This window comes from Paenibacillus sp. 22594 (assembly GCF_052044425.1).
GTDB lineage: Bacteria > Bacillota > Bacilli > Paenibacillales > Paenibacillaceae > Paenibacillus_AQ.
In genome coordinates this window covers 89765-110381 of the sequence record NZ_JBQENA010000013.1, presented here as the reverse complement: position 1 = coordinate 110381, position 20617 = coordinate 89765, and the positions used below count along the sequence as shown (strand labels likewise).

17 protein-coding genes and 1 pseudogene are annotated in these 20617 nt (G+C 49.7%); 15 read left to right on the top strand and 3 right to left on the bottom strand.

Annotated features, from left to right (window positions below; all coding sequences use genetic code 11):
• Positions 1-3 precede the first annotated feature (3 nt).
• Positions 4-396 carry a TIGR04086 family membrane protein gene (locus tag ACTJKB_RS28040; RefSeq protein WP_440837597.1) on the bottom strand — a complete coding sequence of 131 codons (393 nt, stop codon included), beginning with the start codon at positions 394-396 and terminating at the stop codon, positions 4-6.
• Positions 397-687: 291 nt separating this feature from the next.
• Between ACTJKB_RS28040 and ACTJKB_RS28035 the strand changes: the two genes are divergently transcribed.
• Positions 688-1452, top strand: a complete 765-nt coding sequence (locus ACTJKB_RS28035; protein WP_440837596.1) for a YetF domain-containing protein — start codon at positions 688-690, stop codon at positions 1450-1452.
• A 4-nt stretch (positions 1453-1456) separates the two neighbouring features.
• Here ACTJKB_RS28035 and spoVB read toward each other — a convergent pair whose 3' ends face one another.
• A complete protein-coding gene (gene spoVB / locus ACTJKB_RS28030) occupies positions 1457-3019 on the bottom strand; it encodes a stage V sporulation protein B (RefSeq protein WP_440837595.1) in 1563 nt (520 codons plus the stop codon).
• Between the two features lie 176 nt (positions 3020-3195).
• Between spoVB and ACTJKB_RS28025 the strand changes: the two genes are divergently transcribed.
• The 6 genes from ACTJKB_RS28025 (at position 3196) to ACTJKB_RS28000 (ending at position 9992) form a co-directional block, all read left to right on the top strand.
• Positions 3196-3450, top strand: coding sequence for a post-transcriptional regulator (locus ACTJKB_RS28025; protein WP_074112182.1), 255 nt, complete (start codon positions 3196-3198; stop codon positions 3448-3450).
• Between the two features lie 216 nt (positions 3451-3666).
• On the top strand, positions 3667-4917 hold the full coding sequence (secD, locus tag ACTJKB_RS28020) for a protein translocase subunit SecD (RefSeq protein ID WP_440837594.1): 1251 nt from the start codon (positions 3667-3669) through the stop codon (positions 4915-4917).
• On the top strand, positions 4907-5809 hold the full coding sequence (gene secF / locus ACTJKB_RS28015) for a protein translocase subunit SecF (RefSeq protein ID WP_440837593.1): 903 nt from the start codon (positions 4907-4909) through the stop codon (positions 5807-5809). The genes secD and secF overlap by 11 nt, the downstream gene beginning before the upstream one ends.
• Before the next feature lie 120 nt (positions 5810-5929).
• Positions 5930-6892 (top strand): cation diffusion facilitator family transporter, encoded by a 963-nt coding sequence (locus ACTJKB_RS28010; protein ID WP_440837592.1) that lies wholly within the window; start codon positions 5930-5932, stop codon positions 6890-6892.
• Positions 6893-6920: 28 nt separating this feature from the next.
• Complete coding sequence (recJ, locus tag ACTJKB_RS28005) at positions 6921-9332, top strand: single-stranded-DNA-specific exonuclease RecJ (RefSeq protein ID WP_440837591.1); 2412 nt, start codon at positions 6921-6923, stop codon at positions 9330-9332.
• A gap of 141 nt (positions 9333-9473) precedes the next feature.
• Entirely contained in the window at positions 9474-9992 is a 519-nt protein-coding gene (locus ACTJKB_RS28000) for an adenine phosphoribosyltransferase (protein ID WP_440837590.1), read from the top strand.
• Between the two features lie 103 nt (positions 9993-10095).
• On the opposite strand, the gene uraA is transcribed toward ACTJKB_RS28000, so the two are convergent.
• A complete protein-coding gene (uraA, locus tag ACTJKB_RS27995) occupies positions 10096-11400 on the bottom strand; it encodes a uracil permease (RefSeq protein WP_440837589.1) in 1305 nt (434 codons plus the stop codon).
• A 303-nt stretch (positions 11401-11703) separates the two neighbouring features.
• Here uraA and ACTJKB_RS27990 point away from each other — a divergent pair, with 303 nt between their 5' ends.
• From ACTJKB_RS27990 to ACTJKB_RS27955, 8 genes and pseudogenes are all read left to right on the top strand, one after another.
• The gene (locus ACTJKB_RS27990) at positions 11704-13884 is read left to right on the top strand and encodes a RelA/SpoT family protein (protein ID WP_440837616.1); all 2181 of its coding nucleotides are present in this window, start codon (positions 11704-11706) and stop codon (positions 13882-13884) included.
• A gap of 148 nt (positions 13885-14032) precedes the next feature.
• Positions 14033-14476: a D-aminoacyl-tRNA deacylase gene (gene dtd / locus ACTJKB_RS27985; RefSeq protein WP_440837588.1), complete on the top strand. Its 444-nt coding sequence runs from the start codon at positions 14033-14035 to the stop codon at positions 14474-14476.
• Positions 14477-14691: 215 nt separating this feature from the next.
• Positions 14692-14847, top strand: coding sequence for a hypothetical protein (locus ACTJKB_RS27980; protein WP_440837587.1), 156 nt, complete (start codon positions 14692-14694; stop codon positions 14845-14847).
• 128 nt (positions 14848-14975) lie between these two features.
• Positions 14976-15163: pseudogene (locus ACTJKB_RS27975) on the top strand (DJ-1/PfpI family protein); the annotation flags it as partial.
• A 25-nt stretch (positions 15164-15188) separates the two neighbouring features.
• Positions 15189-15635 carry a hypothetical protein gene (locus ACTJKB_RS27970; RefSeq protein ID WP_440837586.1) on the top strand — a complete coding sequence of 149 codons (447 nt, stop codon included), beginning with the start codon at positions 15189-15191 and terminating at the stop codon, positions 15633-15635.
• An 813-nt stretch (positions 15636-16448) separates the two neighbouring features.
• Entirely contained in the window at positions 16449-17702 is a 1254-nt protein-coding gene (hisS, locus tag ACTJKB_RS27965) for a histidine--tRNA ligase (RefSeq protein ID WP_440837585.1), read from the top strand.
• 74 nt (positions 17703-17776) lie between these two features.
• Positions 17777-19555, top strand: a complete 1779-nt coding sequence (gene aspS / locus ACTJKB_RS27960) for an aspartate--tRNA ligase (RefSeq protein WP_440837584.1) — start codon at positions 17777-17779, stop codon at positions 19553-19555.
• Positions 19556-19610: 55 nt separating this feature from the next.
• Positions 19611-20366, top strand: a complete 756-nt coding sequence (locus ACTJKB_RS27955; protein WP_074101942.1) for a tRNA threonylcarbamoyladenosine dehydratase — start codon at positions 19611-19613, stop codon at positions 20364-20366.
• The last annotated feature ends 251 nt before the right edge of the window (positions 20367-20617 follow it).

Genomic DNA, 20617 nt, shown 5'->3' with positions numbered 1-20617 from the left:
TATTTAGGATTTATGTAAATTAACCCCAAACATTCCGCCGAAGGCTGCGATGCCTGCAGCACCCAGTATCCATAGGCAGTCTATGCCGGCAGGTGCGCTATCCAGTGCCAAAAAACCAATCAATAATATAAGGATTCCGTAGAATGCACCCGTAATTCCACCATGGTACCAGCCCCTGCTCGATGATCTCCGTCCTGCAGTCAATCCACCACAGGCGGCAGCAATGCCGTGGACAATATAGGTGTACATGGTAAGATCCTGTTCTTCCAGTCCGCTTCCCCACAAAAATAGGGAGAGGACAATCGCGCCCAGCAGCATCCACAGGAACGAGCGGCATAAACCGGATAATACAGGACTCGATATTCTCCACGAGAACAGTCGCCGGATGAAATACATGGTACAACCTCCTAATTGTTTTTTGAGCAAGACACCCCGACTCAGCTGCGAAAAAAACTGCTTCGGAAGCATATGCTAATTTTTTGAGCAATACAATGCGCAAGAGATTTGTTACTAACTATTGTATGGGGAGGCTTGCCCCAATAGTACAAGAATGGTCATGAAGCCTTTTTTACCATTAATTAATAAACCGTCTTCCGAATGTTCACTTGGCTGAGGGGTCAGAATAGGGGTACATTAATCTGCCCTCTCATCAGGCGGGGGTGACAATGGAAGGGGAGCGAAGAGAATATGTTCCAGCATATTTCTGCCCATATTTTTCTGACTGTGCTGATGTATATCTTCATTTTCCTGTGTATGCGGATTATGGGTAAACGGGAAATCGGCAAGCTCTCGGTATTTGATTTGACGATCTCCATCATGATTGCCGAGATCGCTGTTTTCTCCATTGAAGATATAGAACGGCCGATTTATGATGGTCTGGTGCCGATGGCAACGCTGGTGCTGATTCAGATTCTGGTCGCGCAGCTCAGCTTAAAAAGCAGAAAGCTTCGGCTGCTGATCGACGGTAAGCCAAGCATTTTGATTTCGGACGGCAAGCTGCACCGTGGTGAGATGCGTAAGCAGCGGTATAACATTGACGATCTGATGCTTCAGTTGAGGGGCCAGAATATCGATAGTCCGGCAGATGTAGAATTTGCCATTTTGGAAACGAGCGGCCAGCTCACTGTAATCGAAAAAAATAAGGGTGTATCATCCAGTAATCAAAGTGGTAATAGTAGTTCCGCGGCAGAAACGGGGCAGTGTAATGGGAATTCTGAAGGGAATACATCAGATCGTGTGAAGCTGCCAAGTCATAAAATCAGGTATGAAGGCCTGCCGATTCCGCTCATTATGGACGGTAAGGTCCAGGACCAGAATTTGGAGATGATCGGCAAGACACGTTTCTGGCTGAGAACTCAGATCCGTCAAAAGGGCGTCTCCGATTTTCGGGATGTGTTCCTATGCTCCATCGACCATAAAGGCAACATATATGTAGACCGTTTGCATAATTGAAGGTTCAGCGCCATCTTTTAATAAAAGGCACCCGGTCCAGATCATGTACGGAGATTAAGCCGGATAACAGACAGATTCCTAAGTAGAGGGCCATTCCGCAGCCTGCGGCTAACAAGAATTGGATCCACTCTGCGGACGCGATTGGCACAGAGGTATAAATATAAGACATGCCTGCTGCCATAATGATCATTGCGGCAAATGTTTTGAGCGGATCAGCCAGCCTCAGCGATAACGATATCAGCTTGACCACGCTGATCCCGTGCAGAAGAGTCACCAGAATACTATTGACAATAATGGCGATAATCGCTCCATAAATCCCATACTCCGGCTGTGAGGCCAGTCCGAGAATCAGCAAAATTTTGATCACCGCTCCGATCAGGGTATTGACCAATGCCCTGCCCGGGCGTTCCATCGCTTGAAGGGCCGCTTGAAGTGGTGCTTGGACATATAAAAACAAGGCGAAAGGAGCCATCATCCGCAGCATTGGGGCCGTATCGGCGTTGCCGTACATCAATGTACATAGCGGAACAGCAAAAATGTACATTATTGCGGCAAATGGCGCTCCGGTCACCATGGCCAGGCGTAGAGCCTGATGCATCCGTTTGTGAATCGTGGGCAGGTCATGCCGGGCCGCAGCCTCTGATAAGGAAGGGACGAGAGACACGGCCAGTGAAGAGCTGAGCACCCCAGGCAGCAGCAGCAAGGGGATAACCATCCCTTGGAGGGAGCCGTATTGAGCGGTGGCAGCAGCGGTGGCGATTCCGGCGAGCGCGAGGCTGCGGGCGGTAATAATGGACTCCAGCAAATAGGAGAATGAACCCACAAGCCGTCCCGCAGTGACAGGAACTGAAATTCGGATCAACCTTTTGAAAATGGAAAGATCCTGAGTAACAGCTGTGTTTGCATCGGGGGATAAACCTGCGTTCTTGTCCTTTTTTACGATAAAATAATATTGCCACAGTAGCGCCAGCATACCGACGATTTCTCCTACAGTCACACCCAGCATGGCTCCAGCTGCCGCATAAGCGATACCTCTCGGGAGCAGAAGCCAGGAGAACCACAGCATAAATACAATCCGGATCACTGATTCAAGCACCGAAGATAACGCAGAGGGGATCATGTTCTGTCTACCCTGAAAATAACCTCTGTAGATTGCAGATACGGCCACAATGGCGATCATGGGTGTCATGCTCACAAAGGTGTAATAGACACGGCTGTCCGTCAGAATCACATTCGAAACCCATGAGGCCCCGAATAGAGCAAGCAGTGTGAAAAAAATACCCAGTCCCAGACTAAGGGCGAGTCCGGTATGCAGAATCCTCCGGGATTCCTCCGGACGTCCTTCCCCTTCGGCTTCAGCGACCATTTTGGCAATTGCCAGCGGGATCCCCCCGGTGATAATGGTAACCAGCACAATGAAAAACGGATAACCGAGCTGATAGAGACCTACGCCCTCGGCGCCGATCACACGCGGTAAAATAATTCGCGGAATAAAACCGAGCATCCGGTTAATAATGCCTGCGGCCAGCAGTATCAAGGTTCCTTGTATAAAGCTCTGTTTCCTCAAAGGGCACTCCTTCTTCCCAAAAGTAGTCTCTCATACATTGATATGCGGCTGATGGGCCTTTCCATGACAAGCTTTAGTTGTGACAACTTTTCAGCCGGAAGAAGGAAACAAGGAAGTATGGTCGAATACATACTTGTGAACATGCATAAGCGAGCGATCTTTGGAGGTGTCAACACGTGGAATCGGAACAATGGAATTACGAACAGCTTAGTGATGAAATCGAAGCCATGTGCCGCAGTAAAGCGGAGGAATTCCGGCTCCTCGGCTATGAATATGTGACGGGCAAGGATATTTGGGATTGCGTCAGCCGCAATTATGCCAAGGAAGGCAGACCTGCCCTGCATAAGCTGGTGAATGATATCTACTCACTCAAGGCCAATAGTTATATGAACTATCTGACTATTGCCGCTTATCGCGGTTTGAACGGATAAAAGGAACGATTTGCTTTTGCAAACGGGTACTGGAAACGTTAAAGTAAGAGAAGAGCAATTCAGCATTTCCTATCAAAAACGGATGGCTTGCCGCTTGAGCAGAGCCGGCCGTTTCTTTGTGTGATAATAGTACCGTCATTCCTGCCTGAATTGACGGTGATTTCGCACGTGGCTATAATAGGAATATTGAGTAATGAAAGGGGAACTAGCAAGAGCATGAAGAGAATGTTGAGCTTAATTATTACCGTGCTCGTATTGACAGGGGTCATGGTATTTACCACTCCCGGGCTACTGGACAAGGTCCGTCTGGGTCTTGACCTGAAAGGCGGCTTCGAGATTCTGTATCACGCCGAGCCAATGGAGGCGGGTGCGGAATTATCCCGTGCTTCACTCCAAAAGACAGCAGAGAGCCTGGAAAAACGGGCCAATGCCCTCGGAACAAGCGAACCTGAGGTTACTACTGAAGGAACGGACCGCATCCGTCTGAAGATCGCGGGCGTTACCGACGAGGCTGAAGTCCGCAAGAAAATGAAAGAACCTGCGGTTCTTACTTTCCGTAGTGCCGCTCCAGGCGATGCTGCAGGAACCTACAGCAAGATTGAGCTTGTGGGCAGTGATTTTGTAGAGGGTGCGGCAGATGTTCAACGCGACCAACTGAACCGGCCGGAAATCAGCATCAAGGTCAAAGATAAATCCAAATTTGCTGAGATTACCAAACGTCTGATCGGTCAGAAGCTTGTGATTTATCTTGATGACAGAATGCTCTCAGATCCCAATGTCAATATGGAGATTTCCGACGGCAATGCTTCGATCTCAGGCAATTATACGCTGGAAAAGGCCCGTGAACTGGCTGATACGATCAACCTCGGTGCTTTGCCGCTTAAGCTGACAGAGAAATATTCCCAAAGCGTAGGCGCAACACTTGGTAAACAGTCTCTTGACCAGACGGTGAAAGCCGGACTTGTGGGTTCCGTAATTATTCTAATTTTCATGATCGGTATGTACCGCCTGCCGGGAGTTCTGGCCAGCTTCGCGCTGATCCTTCATACCTGGCTGCTGATTGCGGTGTTCGTCATTGCCGACTTCACCTTGACTCTTCCCGGTATCGCCGCATTCATTCTCGGTATAGGGATGGCGGTTGATGCCAATATCATTACCAATGAACGGATAAGGGAAGAAATGCGCAGCGGCAAGAGCATATTGTCTTCTGTCAAAGCAGGGAACAAAACCTCTTTCCGTACAGTAATGGACGCGAATGTAACCACTATTATTGTAGCGGCTGTAATGTTCGCTTTTGGTACCGGTGCGGTCAAAGGTTTTGCACTGATCCTGATTGTGGAAATTGTGCTTAGTATCGTAACGAACCTTTATTTTGCCCATTGGCTGCTTACCGTGCTGGTCAAAGCTGGTGCGCTGAAAAAGCCGAAGCAATTTGGGGTAAAGGAGAGTGACATCCGTGCGCTTTAAGAAAGAGCTTGATTTTGTACATCTAAGCAGATTTTTCTATATTTTTTCTATTGCCATTACGGTAGCAGGTCTGATCTTTCTGGCAACAATGGGCTTGAACTACAGTGTTGATTTCAAGGCCGGGTCCAATGTTGACGTGGCATTATCGAAGAACATCACACTGGAACAGCTTAAGCCTGCTCTGAATGATCTAGGCCTCCCTCATGAGCCTGCCATTACGGTGGGGGAAAAACGGGTAAACATCCGTTATGATAAAGAACTTGATAGTACTCAAGATGAGGCACTGAAAGCAGCAGTTACGAAGCTGGATGATAAAGCCTCCTTCGAGGTCAATACGGTGGACACGGAAATGGCCAAAGAGCTGGCACGCAATGCTATCTACTCGGTTCTTATCTCGTGTCTGGGGATTATCATTTATGTAAGTATCCGTTTTGAATGGCGTTTTGCCTTGGCTGCGATTGTGGCGCTTATCCATGATGCGTTTATCGTCGTTTCCGTCTTCTCAATTTTCCGTTTGGAGGTCGATTTGACTTTCATTGTCGCGGTTCTGACGATTATTGGTTATTCGATCAACGATACGATTGTTATCTTTGACCGGATCCGCGAGAATCTGCGGTTCGGCAAGCAGAAAACATATGAGGATCTTAAGCTGCTGGTCAACAAAAGTGTGTCCCAGACCCTTATGCGGTCCCTGTATACAGCATTTACGGTGTTTATTGCCGCGTTCTTCCTGCTTATTCTCGGTGGAGAATCAATCAAAATGTTCTCCCTTGCGATGGTTATCGGTTTGCTCTCTGGAGCGTATTCATCCATCTTTATCGCAAGTCCGCTCTGGCTGCTGCTGAAGAAGCGCCAGAAGCCGGCTGTAAAGAGCAATCCGGCCAAGGCCTAAAGTCAGTTACACCTGAAAAGCCGCGTCAAAGACGACGCGGCTTTTCGAAATCTTTGGAGTGGAATGTCAGGCCAAGCAGTCATCATGAGATTACTTGCTAGTGGTAAGGAGGAACTCGTAATGTATGACAAACAATCACCACCAAGTGATAGAGTTGTCTGGACCGGAATAGCCGGTGATCTTGCATTGGCTGTAGCCAAAGGGACCATTGGTTATGTCTCGGGCAGCAAGGCATTAATTGGTGATGCATTATATTCGGGATCGGATGCAGCCGCCAAGCTGGCAGAGATTCTTCCGCTTCCATGGCGGACAGTGCGAGATCAGAAGAATAGAGCAACTCAGCGCAATCAGGAGAGCAATAAAGGACCGTTTATAGCCATTCTTTTTTCAGTATTTATTCTAATGGGCGGGCTTCAAATTGCCTTCTCAGCAATTCGTGATCTGACCAGAGGACATTTGTCGGCACCAGAACAAACAGCACTTGTAGCCGTGCTCATCTCTATTGTTGTGAAAGAGGCCATTTTTCAGTACCAGTACCGTCATTTCAAAAAAAAGGGCGATGGCAGCCATGCTGCGTATGCAGATAACCACCGCTTCAGTCTATATACTTCAATTACTGTAGTTGTCGGGATTTCCCTGGCGATGGCCGGAGGGTCTTTAAACTGGCATCCATTGTTATATATGGACCCGATTGCAGCACTGTTAACCGGCTGTTTCATCATCCGCAAAGGTTTTTCGCTGATCACTGCTTCTGTATACGGTAAGAAACTTCAGGAGCTGCCTTCCGAAGAAGCAGCCAACTTCATTGAAACGGTACAACGGGTGCATGGCGTGATCCGGGTAGAATATTTACAAGCATTGGAACAAGGAAGTTATGTTAATCTACAGGTCAAAATCAGCGTTAATCCGCGTATCACGGTTATGGAAGCCCAGGATATTTCGGAATGCGCCAGAAAGCTTCTGCAGCACCGTTTTGTGCATGTAGGCGAGGTTCATATGGATGTTGTGCCGTATGATCCGGGCTATCCTTACAAAAGCAACCATGAGCTTGTGGACAATGAAATCCCAACGTTGCTTCAATAGCCGCTAAGGGAGAGAAAGGTGAAATCTATTGCTTCATTCAAAAACAAGATGGCAATCTCCGGCAGCCGATCCTGAAGAAGTTCGGGATTTGGCCCGGAACCTTTCGGTTTCTCCACTCCTGTCGTCGCTGCTTGTAAAGAGAGGAATGAACACGCCGGACAAGGCGCGTATGTTCATGGACGGAGGAGACCAGGAAGGGCATGATCCTTTTCTGCTAAAGGGGATGACCGAAGCGGTTCCCCGGATTAGAAAGGCTCTACAGGAAGAAGAGCATATCCTTGTATATGGCGACTATGATGCGGACGGAGTGTCCAGTACTGCGCTGATGATCTATCTGCTGCGCTACCTGGGCGCTTCTTTTGATATTTATATTCCACACCGCGCAAATGAAGGTTATGGATTGCATAACCATGCGTTGGATTGGGCGAAGCAGCAAGGAGTATCGCTTATCATCACGGTAGATACTGGTATCAGTGCCTATCATCAGATTGCATACGCCGGTGGGCTTGGGATGGATGTGATCGTTACGGATCACCATGAACCTCCGGAGCTTTTACCTGAAGCGTATGCGCTGATCAATCCTAAGCTGCCTGATTGCCCCTATCCGTTCAAAGGATTGGCTGGTGTGGGAGTGGCTTACAAGCTGGCTCAGGCACTGCTTGGGGACGAGGTGCCTGTGGAGTGGAGCGAGATCGCTGCAATTGGAACAATAGCTGACTTGATGCCTCTTCTGGACGAAAACCGCAGCATAGTTCGCAAAGGCCTCTCCAGCATGCGGAACTCCCCATTCCCTGGAATACGTGCCCTGCTTGGGGTTAGCGGAATAACGATGGATACAGTAAGTGCAGTGAATATTGCTTTTGGGATGGCTCCGCGGATCAATGCCAGTGGACGGCTGGACCATGCTGGACGCGCTGTAACTTTGCTGACTACAGAGCAGCCGGATGAGGCAGAGGAGCTTGCAGGAGAGCTTGACCTGCTGAACAAAGAACGTCAGCTGGTTGTCGAGAGAATTGTAACCGAAGCCACTGCTATGCTGGAGCTCCAGGTTCAGAAGGACAAGCTGCCTGATATTATAGTGCTTGCCCATCAGGGGTGGAATGTAGGGGTAGTAGGCATAGTAGCCTCCAAGCTTCTGGAACGTTATTATCGTCCTGTGATTATTCTGGATATTCACCCGGAGACAGGCATGTGCAAGGGTTCAGCCCGATCTATTCCCGGTCTGGATATCTATGAAGCCTTAACCTCCTGCGCAGATTTAATGGATCATTTCGGCGGACATCCGGCTGCGGCCGGGATGAGCCTGCATCAGGACAAAATTGAGGATTTTGCAGCGGCTCTAAATGATTATGCTGCGAAGGTGCTGAAGCCGGAGCACTTTCTGCCGGTGACTTCAGCAGATGAAGAGACAGTCATTGCAGATTTGTCCCTGCAGGCTGCGCTCGAACTGGACCGGCTGGCTCCATTTGGAATGGCCAACCCGGTACCGAAATTCATTGTTCGCGGTGCTGCGGTGAAGGAAACCCGAAAGATGGGGCAGGAAGGCAAGCATTTGAAGCTTGTTTTACAGCAAGGTAGCCATACTATTGAAGTAGTTGCTTTTGGCAAAGGAGGGCTTGCTGAACTGCTCCCGGGCGGAACACTGATCGACATTCTGGCTGAGCTGTCGGTCAATGAGTGGAACGGCTCACGGAAACCACAGCTCATGCTGCAAGATTTGGCAGTGCCCAGTCCGCAGCTCTTTGACCTTCGCGGCGCTGCCGATGCGGTGAAGCAAGCTGCACAGCTTACAGAGCTCCTGCAGCCCTATTGTGGTGGTGGGCTGCTCAGAACAGCTGCAGTATTCCAGAACAGCCGCTTGTCGCCAATGAGCGCGCTCCAAGGCATGTCACTATGGGTATATGATGAGGACGCTGGTATAACACCGGTTCGGCATGAACCGGCAGATTCAGAAGACACCCAGGTATCTCTTCTCTGCCTTCTCGATATGCCGGAAACACCGGAGCAGCTGGATGCGCTGCTCGCCGCTTTCCCTAATGCGGATAATATTGCCTTGCTGCATTCGATCCGGGATGGCCGGGACCGGCTGCAGATGCCGACAAGAGACCACTTCAAAGTGCTGTATAAATCATTGGCTGCGCTGGCAGCAGCTCCAATACCCGAGCATGAGCTGCTGCTGAAGCTCACCAGGCAGTCCTCCATGGGGATGCGAATGCTAGCCAAAATGCTCGATGTATTCGAGGAGCTTGATTTTATCGAGCGTACTCAGGGGAACGTTACCTTTGTTACGCAGCCCGCCGCCAAGAGTCTTACTGCTTCACAGCAATTTGTTAGACTGGGGCAGACTGCGGAAATGGAACGCTATTTCATGGAAAGCAGCCGCAGCGAGCTGCAGGAGTGGATGTTGTCCCGCCTCCTGGAAGTATCCCGGGTGGGATAAGTCAAATGCTTTCCGAAGCGAGTTAATTCGAAGACAATTCAGTGAGGTAACGCTCACAAACTAAGCTTATGCTTTCGAAGCGAGTTTGATCGAAGACAATTCAGTGAGGTAACGCTCACAAACTTTTGAGGAGATGATAGTGTGGATTTTAAAGACAGTATTCGTGTGATTCCGGATTTCCCGCAGCCGGGCATCAGCTTCAAAGATATTACTACCCTGCTTAAGGATGGCGAAGCTTACCGCCGGGCGATTGATGAGCTGAAAGCTCTGGTATCACATCTGCAAATAGACGTGATTGCCGGCCCTGAAGCACGTGGATTTGTGGTTGGCGCACCCCTTGCTTACGCGCTGGGTGTCGGTTTTGTACCGATCCGCAAAAGCGGCAAGCTGCCGTATGACACGATTGAGGTAGGGTATGATCTGGAATACGGTAAAGATACGCTGGCGGTTCACACGGATGCGGTCAAGCCTGGACAAAACGTACTTATTGCTGATGATTTGCTGGCAACGGGAGGCACCATTGCCACTTCGGTCAGCCTGATCGAGCAACTGGGCGGCAATGTGGTCGGAGCGGCCTTCCTGATCGAATTGACCCAGCTTGCCGGACGGAATAAGCTTTCCGGCATCGGGGTGCATTCGCTCCTTACCTACGAAGACTAATTAAAACCCGGTGTTCTTTTCCCGGGAAATAAAAAGCGGACTGCTGTCGATTATAGACAGCAGTCCGCTTTTTTATACAGCATATATATCGTATTAATTATTGTTAATGTGTAGTTTTTTCACTGCCCTGCTCATTGGATAAGCCCAGTACTTCAATTAATTTGAATAGCAGGGACAGAACCATGCCGACAATGGTTGCTAGCGCCATGCCTTTAAGCACTACACCGCCAATAGTAAGTGAAATACCACTAATACCGACTACAAGAACCAAAGTTGCCAGAATCATGTTGGTTGCTTTTGAGAAATCAACCTTTTGTTCGACAAAGATACGCAGACCGGAAGCTGCGATGACACCGAACAACAGCAGCGAGACACCTCCCATAACAGGCTGCGGGATATTAGCAATGATGGAGGAGAATGTTCCCGAGAACGAGAGCAGAATCGCAATTACTGCAGCACCGGCGATCACATAGACCGAATACACTTTGGTCAGCGCCATAACGCCGATATTTTCACCATAAGTCGTATTTGGGGTAGAACCAAGGAATCCGGAAAGAATAGTGGAAATCCCGTTACCCATCAGTGAACGGTCCAGCCCGGGATCTTTGGTCAGATCTTTGCCGACAATATTGCTGGTAACCAGCAAGTGGCCAATGTGCTCTACAATGACGACAAGAGATACCGGGATAATGGTCAGGATAACCTGCCAGTCAAAAGAAGGGGTAATAATGGTGGGATGGGAAAAGAAATGCGCGCTTGAGATCGCGTCTGTATTCACCACTTGCATAATATAGGCCAGAACATAACCGGTTACGATACCGATGAGGATATGAATGATTTTGGGGAAGCCGCGGAATAGCACTGCGCCAATTACAGTTACGCCCAGAGTTACCATGGAAAGGGTTATAGCTTTGGTATCAGGGGTCCAGTCGGTCGCGCCTTCAGGAGCAATCAGTCCAGACATGCGTGCCGCTACGGGTACCAGTTCCAGTCCGATGGTAGCTACGATAGCGCCCATAACCGCCGGAGGAAACACAACATCAATCCAGCCGGTTCCTGCGTAACGGACAATCAATGCGACAAGGATGAAGATCACGCCAGTTACGATAAAAGCACCCAGTGCAAGCGAATATCCATGCTGGTGATCTCCCTGGTGTTTTTCCAGTACACTGAGCACCGGAGAGATAAAGGCAAAGCTTGATCCGAGATATGCAGGAATTTTGCCGCGGCAGATCAGAATGTACAGCAGTGTGCCGATACCGTTCATCAGCAGGATCATGCCGGGGTCTACCCCGAACAGGTTAGGGACAAGCACCGTGCTGCCGAACATGGCGAACAAATGCTGAAGACTCAGCAGAAAACCCGGGCCCCAAGGGAGTTTTTGGTTAACTTGAATTTCACGTTGCAATGGTATTCACTTCTCTTTCATGTCTATTTTATGTGAGGTTCCAAAAAACCGCCTTTACTAGATTAAATAGAACGGCGTCTTTTTACAACAACATTTTGCAAGTGCCACGAAATTGTCTATTCTTGACACTATTCCTTACCCGGATGCCATGCTATGGCAAGTGTTGACGTAATCCATCGCAAGCGTCATAATTATAGACAACTTTATACTGCGGGTAGCGCAGATTTGGAACATATGGAACCTGCAAATTCTGTTACGCTTGCGGGTTCATTTTATTATAGAAAGGAAACGGATACGACGAGAATGGGCATAGAGCAATTAACCGAAAAGGCCGGCGCCTATATAAAAGAAAAAGATCTTCTCCGCATCCGGGAAGCTTATGAATTTGCCGATCAGGCTCATCACGGGCAGGTTCGGAAATCGGGGGAGCCATACATTCTGCATCCGCTCGCGGTCGCAGATATTGTCGTCAATATGCAAATGGATGTCATTTCCATTATTGCAGCGCTGTTGCATGATGTTGTAGAGGATACGACCGTTTCTCTGGAGCAGATCCGTGAGAAATTTGGCGATACCTGCGCGATGCTGGTGGACGGACTGACCAAGCTGGAACGGATTCGTTTCCGCTCTAAGGAAGAGCAGCAGAACGAGAACTACCGCAAGATGTTCATCGCCATGGCTCAGGATATCCGGGTCATTGTGATCAAGCTGGCGGACCGTCTGCACAATATGCGTACACTTAAGTACCAGTCGGAAGAAAGCCAGCGCCGTATTTCTTATGAAACACTGGAAATTTTTTGCCCCATTGCGGACCGGCTGGGGATTTCTGCGATCAAATGGGAGATGGAGGATATTGCCCTCCGATATTTGAACCCCCAGCAGTATTACCGTATTGCCAACCTGGTCCACAAGAAACGTGCGGAACGGGAGCAGTTCATCGACAGCGTTATCGGCCGTATCCGTTCCAAACTGGACGAAATGGGCATCGAAGGCGATCTTTCGGGCCGTCCAAAGCATATTTACAGCGTGTATAACAAGATGAATACGAAGAACAAGCAGTTCAATGAAATTTATGATTTGCTTGCCATCCGCATTATCGTCGACAATATTAAGGATTGTTATGCCACACTCGGCATAATTCATACTCTTTGGAAGCCGATGCCTGGCCGTTTCAAGGATTATATTGCCATGCCCAAAGCGAACATGTACCAATCGCTGCATACCACCGTGGTGGGACCGGGCGGAGAACCGACTGAAGTGCAAATCCGCACATGGGAGATGCACCGTACGGCCGAGTTCGGGATCGCAGCCCATTGGGCTTACAAAGAAGGCAGCAGTAATAATGTCAATCCGGAGAACCGTATGCCATTTTTCCGCGAGATTCTGGAGCTCCAGCATGAAGCAAAGGATGCCGAGGAGTTTGTAGAATCACTCAAGATGGATTTTTTCTCCGATCTCGTATTTGTGTTTACCCCTAAGGGTGAGGTTGTGGAGCTCCCGGCAGGTTCTGTACCGCTTGACTTTGCTTTCCGGATTCATACAGAGGTCGGGAACCGGACGATCGGCTCCAAGGTGAACGGGCGTATTGTGCCGCTGGACCATAAGCTGAAGACCGGGGACATCGTTGAGATTTTAACCTCGAAGAACTCTTACGGCCCGAGCCGTGACTGGCTGAAGATTGCCCAATCCTCTCATGCCCGCAGCAAGATCAAGCAATGGTTCAAGAAGGAGAAACGCGAGGAGAACGTTGAAAAGGGCCGGGAAGCGATTGAACGCGAGCTGAAGCGTCTGAACGTGGAAGTTTCGGATTGGCTGACGGAAGACAAATTGTCGGAAGTGGCCAAGAAGTTCGCGTTCAATGATGTAGAGGATTTGCTCTCGGCAGTGGGATTTGGCGGAATTACCGCCGCGCAAATTGCTTCCAAGCTTACAGAGAAGCTGCGCAAGGAACAGGAAGAAGCAGCCGGCCATCTGGAACTAACTTCCCAAATGAAAGAAATCAAGTCCAGCGGGGAGAAGCGTAATCAGCCGACCAACGGAGTGCGGGTAAAGGGCATTGATAATCTGCTTGTCCGTTTTGCACGATGTTGTAATCCGGTGCCAGGCGACGATATTATCGGCTATGTGACCCGCGGCCGCGGCGTTTCCGTCCATCGTGAGGACTGTCCCAATATTCCTACTGAAGGGGACGGCGAAGAATCGGCACGCGTGATCGAAGTGGAATGGGAAGGCAGCATGGAGGCCAACTACAGCGTGGATATTGAGATTACCGGACATGACCGCAATGGACTGCTCAATGAAGTGCTGCAGGCCGTGTCAGAGAGCAAGACGAATATTTCGGCCGTCACCGGACGAAGCGACAAGAACAAAATGGCGATGATTCATATGACGATTCTGATCCGCAACACCGATCATTTGCAGTCTGTGGTCGATAAGGTGAAGCGGGTCAAGGATGTATACACAGTAAACCGCATTATGCAGTAAGCATCCATGCCGCACCTTTGCGGCACTTCAGACGAAGAGGTTTCATAGATGGCTCTCAATTTGGCTTGGCCAAATTCGAGGCTACCATAACCATGTCCTCCGTTCGGACATCGTTATTTCAGGATAGGGCAAGGAGCTGAAAGGTGTAATGAGAGTTGTAGTGCAGCGCTGCAAGGAAGCCAGGGTGAGCGTAGACAGTGCTGTGACCGGAGCAATTGGTGAAGGCCTGATGCTGCTGGTCGGCGTTACCCATGAGGATACAGAGAAGGACGCCAAGTATTTGGCAGATAAAATAGCCGGACTACGCATTTTTGAGGATGAGGCCGGTAAGATGAACTTCAGTGTCACTGATACAGGAGGGGCCATATTGTCCGTGTCTCAGTTCACACTATATGGAGACTGCCGCAAAGGCCGCCGTCCGAACTTTATGGCCGCGGCTGCGCCTGCTGAGGCAGAGCGGCTGTATGATTACTTTAATCAAGAGCTGAGAGCCGGAGGACTGCGGGTGGAGACTGGTGTCTTTGGCGCAATGATGGATGTGTCGCTGACCAACTGGGGGCCGGTAACGCTTCTGCTGGACAGCCGTGGCTAAGCAATTTAGTATCGAAATGAACACACAGAATCAACAGGTATTGAATGATCCAAAGTGTCATACGAAATTCCGTGAGGAATTGGCGTGAGGCACTTTTTTTGTTTTTGTAGAGATATCTGGTTTCGAGGGCCCCCCTTCTTTCGTACGGATAGACCCTACTTGGGCTGGATAAACTAGAAGGGATCGAGTATTTGCAGATAGCGGGGAATCAGGTTATGAGACAATCAGAAAAGTCGCGGAGCTGGAGCAGCATTCCTGCATACAGTGCAGGCTGCTGTGCTGAAGCTATGGCGGCAGCCAAGGGTTCGGAAGATTATAGAGAACCTCAGGTGTTAAAAGGAAACAGCCGCAGTCTTTTGCCGCGCACCTGAGGTGCAGGGGAGTGCGGTTTTTCCTGTGTGTTTCTTCCGTTCACGGCTTCGTTCTTGAAGGTAAATATTCCGGAGTTGTTCCTGTGTCGTTAGAAAGCCTGTCAATGCGGGTAATAGAAAGACGAAGACGGAAACCTGTTGCATCTATCTGTAATGATCCGCAAATTCTGATCAGTGCTGATCTGTTGCAGGACCGTGGTAACTTCATATCCTCCGCTCAAGGATGATGTGACTAACGCTTGACCGCAATTACATTACCTCATGCACACCCAAGGATGAGCCCGCATTTGTGCGTGAGCTGCTTAAGGTGTTGTAATACTATTCATAAGGAGGGAACGACTATGACTACAAGAATTCAAGCGTATTTCAGAACCGAAAGTGAGGCGGAAGGTGCGAAGACAGCTTTGATCCCTTACGGTGTGGAAGGCATAGAAGTATCTCCATTAACAGATCCTCTGGACAAAGGAGACCACCGCAGCCGTAATATTCTGCTGCCGCTGGTGCCTTACAACAATTCAGCCATGGCCGGCGGGGCTTTTGGGGTTGCAGGCGCAACAGGATCTCTTTCTGGCGCGGCCATCGTACCGGGCATCCCGGTGGACAATGATCTAGACGACAACACGGATGCACGCAGTGCCGGTGATGTGCGCAGCGGATCGGATGCAGAGGACCGTGATTTGGACGATCTGCGTTATGTGATGGCCCTCAAAGTACCTGAAGAAAAGCATAATGAGGTCGTAGAGGTTCTGCGGGGCAAACATGCCTTTGTAGAGATTTTTGAAGGTTAATGTTTAGGCTAACTGTCTCCAGACAAGAGCTGTATTTGGGAAAGAAGTATGCTGAACATCTGAAAGGCTCCGTGACCCTTCAAAAAGGGCTCGCGGAGTTTTTTCCTTTGTTGAAACGCAAAAGTTGTACTATATCTCTGGACAGAGAATAATGTTGTAGTGTAAAGTAATTTGTGGGCAAGATCTGGGGAATGTCCCGGAAAATAAAACGCTTTCTTTTCTGTAATGTAACCGTAATATTTCATTCATGATTCCTTAATATAGCGTGTTTATAATAGAAGCATGACCCCCTTTTTAATAATATATGATGATGGACCTGCAGCAATCGGCTGCAGGTCATTTTTTTTCCAAGAGTTCAGGGGGGGCTTCGTGAGGATGTATTTTGTTCCATGCCTTGACTTTAGCGCAGTGGTTCAGTAGAATCTAACAATATACGATATGTTATAGTGTTTTGATGACGGGACCAAGTAATCCGTAACCCACAACCCCAGAGAAGAATCCCCGCTGAATCAGCTGTAGTCCATTAGAAGGATTAACAAACTGTTTACGCGCTGGCTGTAAGGATTCTGTTGATGAACGGATGAATGACTTCCCCGAGAACGCACGGCGAAAGCAGGCAATCACAGGATTGCCGCAGGTCAGTAGCCGGAGCGCGTAGGCGGGCGTTAACCGCTTAGAGCGGGTTTAGGGATTTATCCTGAATCCGGAATGTGGGTGGTACCACGGGTGAATTATTGGTTATGATAATCCCTCGTCCCTGTTTGTTACAAACAGAGACGAGGGATTTTTTGTTATTTTCAGGAGGGATTGGCTGTGGCAAAGGAAAGATTTGAGAAGCCTACGGGCACGCAGGATGTGCTTCCGGGTGCAGTGGAGAAATGGCAGGTTGTAGAGAGCAAGGCGAGAGATCTCTGCCGGCGCTTCAATTACCGTGAGATCCGCACACCGATGTTCGAGCACACAGGGCTCTTTGAACGCGGTGTGGGGGAAACAACAGACATCGTGGAAGGTGAAATGTACACCTTCAAGGATAAGGGCGACCGCGATCTGGCGCTTCGTCCGGAAGGAACAGCCGGTGTAGTCCGTGCCTATGTTCAGAACAAGCTCTATGGTGAACCGGATGTCAGCAAGCTGTATTATATCGGACCTATGTTTCGTTATGAACGGCCGCAGGCAGGAAGATACCGCCAGTTCCACCAGTTTGGCATAGAAGCCTTTGGAGCGGTGGATCCGGCCATTGACGCAGAAGTGGTATCGATGGGCTATCAGTTCTACAAGGATCTGGGATTGAAGGATGTGAAGGTGGAGCTGAATTCTGTAGGGAATGCGCCTAGCCGTGCGGCTTACCGCGAGAAACTCCTGAACTTCCTGCGGCCGATGCGGGATACCCTGTGCAGTGACTGTCAGCGCCGGATGGAACGTAACCCGCTGCGCGTGCTGGACTGCAAGGTGGACCAGGATAAATTTGGCGGCGCACCGTCCATTCTCGATAGTCTGGATGAGGAATGCACCACACATTTTGAGCGGGTCAAAGCACATCTGGATGTTATGGGTGTTGAATACAGCATTAACCCCCGTCTTGTACGTGGTCTTGATTATTACACGCATACCGCGTTTGAATATAAAGCGGCAGGTATCGGCTCTATTGATACTGTTGGCGGCGGCGGCCGCTACAACGGTCTGGTGGAAGAAATCGGCGGGCCGGATCAGCCGGGCATCGGCTTCGGAATCGGACTGGAGCGAATTCTGCTGATTCTGGAAAACCAGGGTGTTGAGCTGGAGCCGGCCAAGCCGCTGGATGTGTATTTTGTCGCTCTCGGTGAAGCCGCAGACATGGAGATTACAAAGCAGCTGTTCACGCTGCGAAGCCTGGGATATTCTGCGGAACGGGATTACCTTGGTCGCAAGATGAAGGCGCAGATGAAATCGGCGGACCGCATGAATGCACGGTATACAGCGATTCTGGGCGAAGATGAGCTGAGCAGCGGCGTAATAGCCCTGAAATCGATGGAAACAGGTGAACAGCGGACTGTGAAACTGGAAGACCTGGCGGCATCACTGACTTAGGATTGACATGGATAGGAATGCACAGCAATTAATGCAACCAAATGTATTTTAACCATAAAGGGGTAGGATAAATTATGAGTAGAAGTCATAACTGTGGACAGCTGACATTAGGGCATATTGGTGAGACGGTAACACTGAACGGCTGGGTGCAGACCCGCCGCGATTTGGGGGGCGTGCTGTTTATCGACCTGCGCGACCGCAGCGGGATTGTGCAAATTGTGTTCAACCCGGACTACTCCGGTGAAGCGCTGCAGACTGCTGACAAGGTTCGCAGTGAATATGTGCTGTCCGTTACGGGTAAAGTTGTGAAGAGAGATGAAGAAACCATTAACCGCAATCTGCCTACCGGCGAGATTGAAGTACAGATTACAGAAATCGAAGTGCTGAATGCAGCCAAGACGCCTCCATTCTTCATTGAAGATGGGGTGGAAGTCGATGAGTCCCTGCGCATGAAATACCGTTACCTCGACCTGCGCCGTCCGGAAATGTACAAGACCATGCTGCTCCGTTCCAAAGCGGCCAAAATCTTCCGCGACTTCTTGGACAGCGAAGGTTTTATCGATATCGAAACCCCGATACTGACCAAAAGCTCCCCGGAAGGCGCACGTGATTATCTGGTGCCAAGCCGGGTGCATGACGGTGAATTCTTCGCGCTTCCGCAGTCGCCGCAAATCTACAAGCAGCTGCTGATGGTTGGCGGCATTGAACGCTATTACCAGATGGCCCGCTGCTTCCGTGATGAGGACCTTCGCGCGGACCGTCAGCCGGAATTCACCCAGTTCGACATCGAGACCTCATTTATGCCTCAGGACGAACTCCTGTCCATGATGGAATCGCTGATGCAGCGTCTTCTGAAAGAAACAATTGGCGTAGAAGTCTCCACTCCGTTCCAGCGTCTGACCTATGCTGAAGCTATAGGCAAATATGGTTCGGATAAGCCGGACCTGCGTTTTGGTCTCGAACTGGTAGAAATGAACGATATCGTAGCCGCCAGCGGTGTGAAAGTGTTCGCCTCTGTCATTGAAAAGGGCGGAGAAGTGAAGTGCCTCAACGCCAAAGGCTGCGGCACCTGGACCCGTAAGGAGATCGATGACCTGGGACCTTATGCTGCACGTTACGGCGCGAAAGGCCTGGCTTGGATTCAAGTGAAAGACGGCGAATTCAAAGGTCCAATCGTCAAGTTCTTCACGGAAGAAGAGATCGCTGCTGTGAAGGAGCGCACAGGCGCTGAAGAAGGTGACCTTCTGCTCTTCTCGGCTGACAATAAGAAAGTTGTGGCAGATGTGCTTGGGGCGCTGCGCCTGAAGATCGGCCGCCAGCTTGGCTTGATCGATGACAGTGTATTCAAATTTGCTTGGGTAACTGAGTTCCCGCTTCTCGGCTATGATGAAGACCAAAAGCGTTATGTAGCGGAACACCACCCGTTCACCCGTCCTATGGACGAAGACCTGCATTTGTTCGACACTGATCCTGGTGCTATCCGCGCGCAAGCCTATGATATTGTGCTTAACGGCTATGAAGTCGGCGGCGGCTCGCAGCGTATATACAAGCGCGATGTTCAGGAGAAAATGTTCGATGCCCTTGGCTTCACAACAGAAGTAGCCTATGAGAAATTCGGTTACCTGATGGATGCCTTCGAATACGGCACGCCTCCGCATGGCGGAATCGCGTTTGGATTCGACCGTCTGATTATGCTGCTGGCTGGCCGTACCAATCTGCGTGAAACGATTGCCTTCCCGAAAACGGCAAGTGCAACCGATCTGCTCATGGATGCACCTGCACCGGTAGACGCTAGTCAATTGGAGCAGCTTCACATTAGACTGGCTCCTAAGCCAGACAAAGAAAAGAAATAAACCATAGTTAGCTTCAGGAAGCTATGCTCACAATACTTTTAGGAGGCTGTACGTTATGCTGCATCAGTTCTCACGTACGGAGCTGGCTATTGGACCAGAAGGTCTGGAGATCATGAAAAATAGCACAGTGGCAGTGCTTGGAATCGGCGGTGTGGGTGCTATGGCAGTTGAAGCTCTGGCCCGCACCGGAATCGGCCGGATTATCCTCATAGACAAGGATACGGTTGATATCACGAATATCAACCGCCAGATCCATGCGCTAACCACAACTGTAGGCCAGAACAAAACAGATCTGATGGTGGAGCGCATCAAGCTGATCAATCCGGAATGTGAAGCGATTGCGCTGAACATGTTCTATACGGAGGAAACGTATGAGGAGCTGTTCAAGTATAATCCTGATTTTGTAATCGATGCTTCGGATACTATTATCTATAAGATTCATATCATCAAGGAATGCCTGGCCCGGGGAATCCCAATGATTTCAAGCATGGGCGCAGCCAACAAAATGGATCCAACCCGTTTTCAGGTGGCTGACATTTCAAAGACCAGCATGGACCCGATTGCCCGTGTCGTACGCCAGAAGCTGCGCAAGGAAGGTATCAAGAAAGGCGTTAAGGTTGTGTTCTCAACGGAAGAACCGGTGAAGCCGCGTGAGGATGTTACAGAACAGATTGTTCCCGCCAATGCACCGGACCGTCGCAAAGCCAAACAACCTCCGGCCAGCAACTCGTTTGTGCCCCCTGTTGTTGGTCTCATTATGGTTAGTGTCACCGTACGCGACTTGCTGGAGGCAGGCGGCATCACTGTATAAGATGCGCTGATTAAGAAGGATGACCGCAAGATACTGGGGAATGAATGATTTGTAGAACAAAGGGCGTACAGCCGCCATCCGGCTGTTTACGCCCTTTTATTGAAATATAAGAATTTATATGTTTCATGCTATAAATTATCCTTATATTTCTCGCTGTAACGGATACCGTCCTTAAAAGGACGGCGAAGCCGTTTCCACTTGCGGTTTATTAATGCAACAGAGGCTTACCCGTGATTCAATGATTAGTGGAG

What these genes read in the sequence shown, in the direction of transcription:
- ACTJKB_RS27955 (WP_074101942.1), top strand. Translation starts at nt 19,611, where the DNA reads ATGCTGCATCAGTTCTCACGTACGGAGCTGGCTATTGGACCAGAAGGT.
- ACTJKB_RS28035 (WP_440837596.1), top strand. Translation starts at nt 688, where the DNA reads ATGTTCCAGCATATTTCTGCCCATATTTTTCTGACTGTGCTGATGTAT.
- dtd (WP_440837588.1), top strand. Translation starts at nt 14,033, where the DNA reads ATGAGAGTTGTAGTGCAGCGCTGCAAGGAAGCCAGGGTGAGCGTAGAC.
- ACTJKB_RS27980 (WP_440837587.1), top strand. Translation starts at nt 14,692, where the DNA reads ATGAGACAATCAGAAAAGTCGCGGAGCTGGAGCAGCATTCCTGCATAC.
- aspS (WP_440837584.1), top strand. Translation starts at nt 17,777, where the DNA reads ATGAGTAGAAGTCATAACTGTGGACAGCTGACATTAGGGCATATTGGT.
- ACTJKB_RS27970 (WP_440837586.1), top strand. Translation starts at nt 15,189, where the DNA reads ATGACTACAAGAATTCAAGCGTATTTCAGAACCGAAAGTGAGGCGGAA.
- ACTJKB_RS27990 (WP_440837616.1), top strand. Translation starts at nt 11,704, where the DNA reads ATGGGCATAGAGCAATTAACCGAAAAGGCCGGCGCCTATATAAAAGAA.
- ACTJKB_RS28010 (WP_440837592.1), top strand. Translation starts at nt 5,930, where the DNA reads ATGTATGACAAACAATCACCACCAAGTGATAGAGTTGTCTGGACCGGA.
- ACTJKB_RS28040 (WP_440837597.1), bottom strand. Translation starts at nt 396, where the DNA reads ATGTATTTCATCCGGCGACTGTTCTCGTGGAGAATATCGAGTCCTGTA.
- secD (WP_440837594.1), top strand. Translation starts at nt 3,667, where the DNA reads ATGAAGAGAATGTTGAGCTTAATTATTACCGTGCTCGTATTGACAGGG.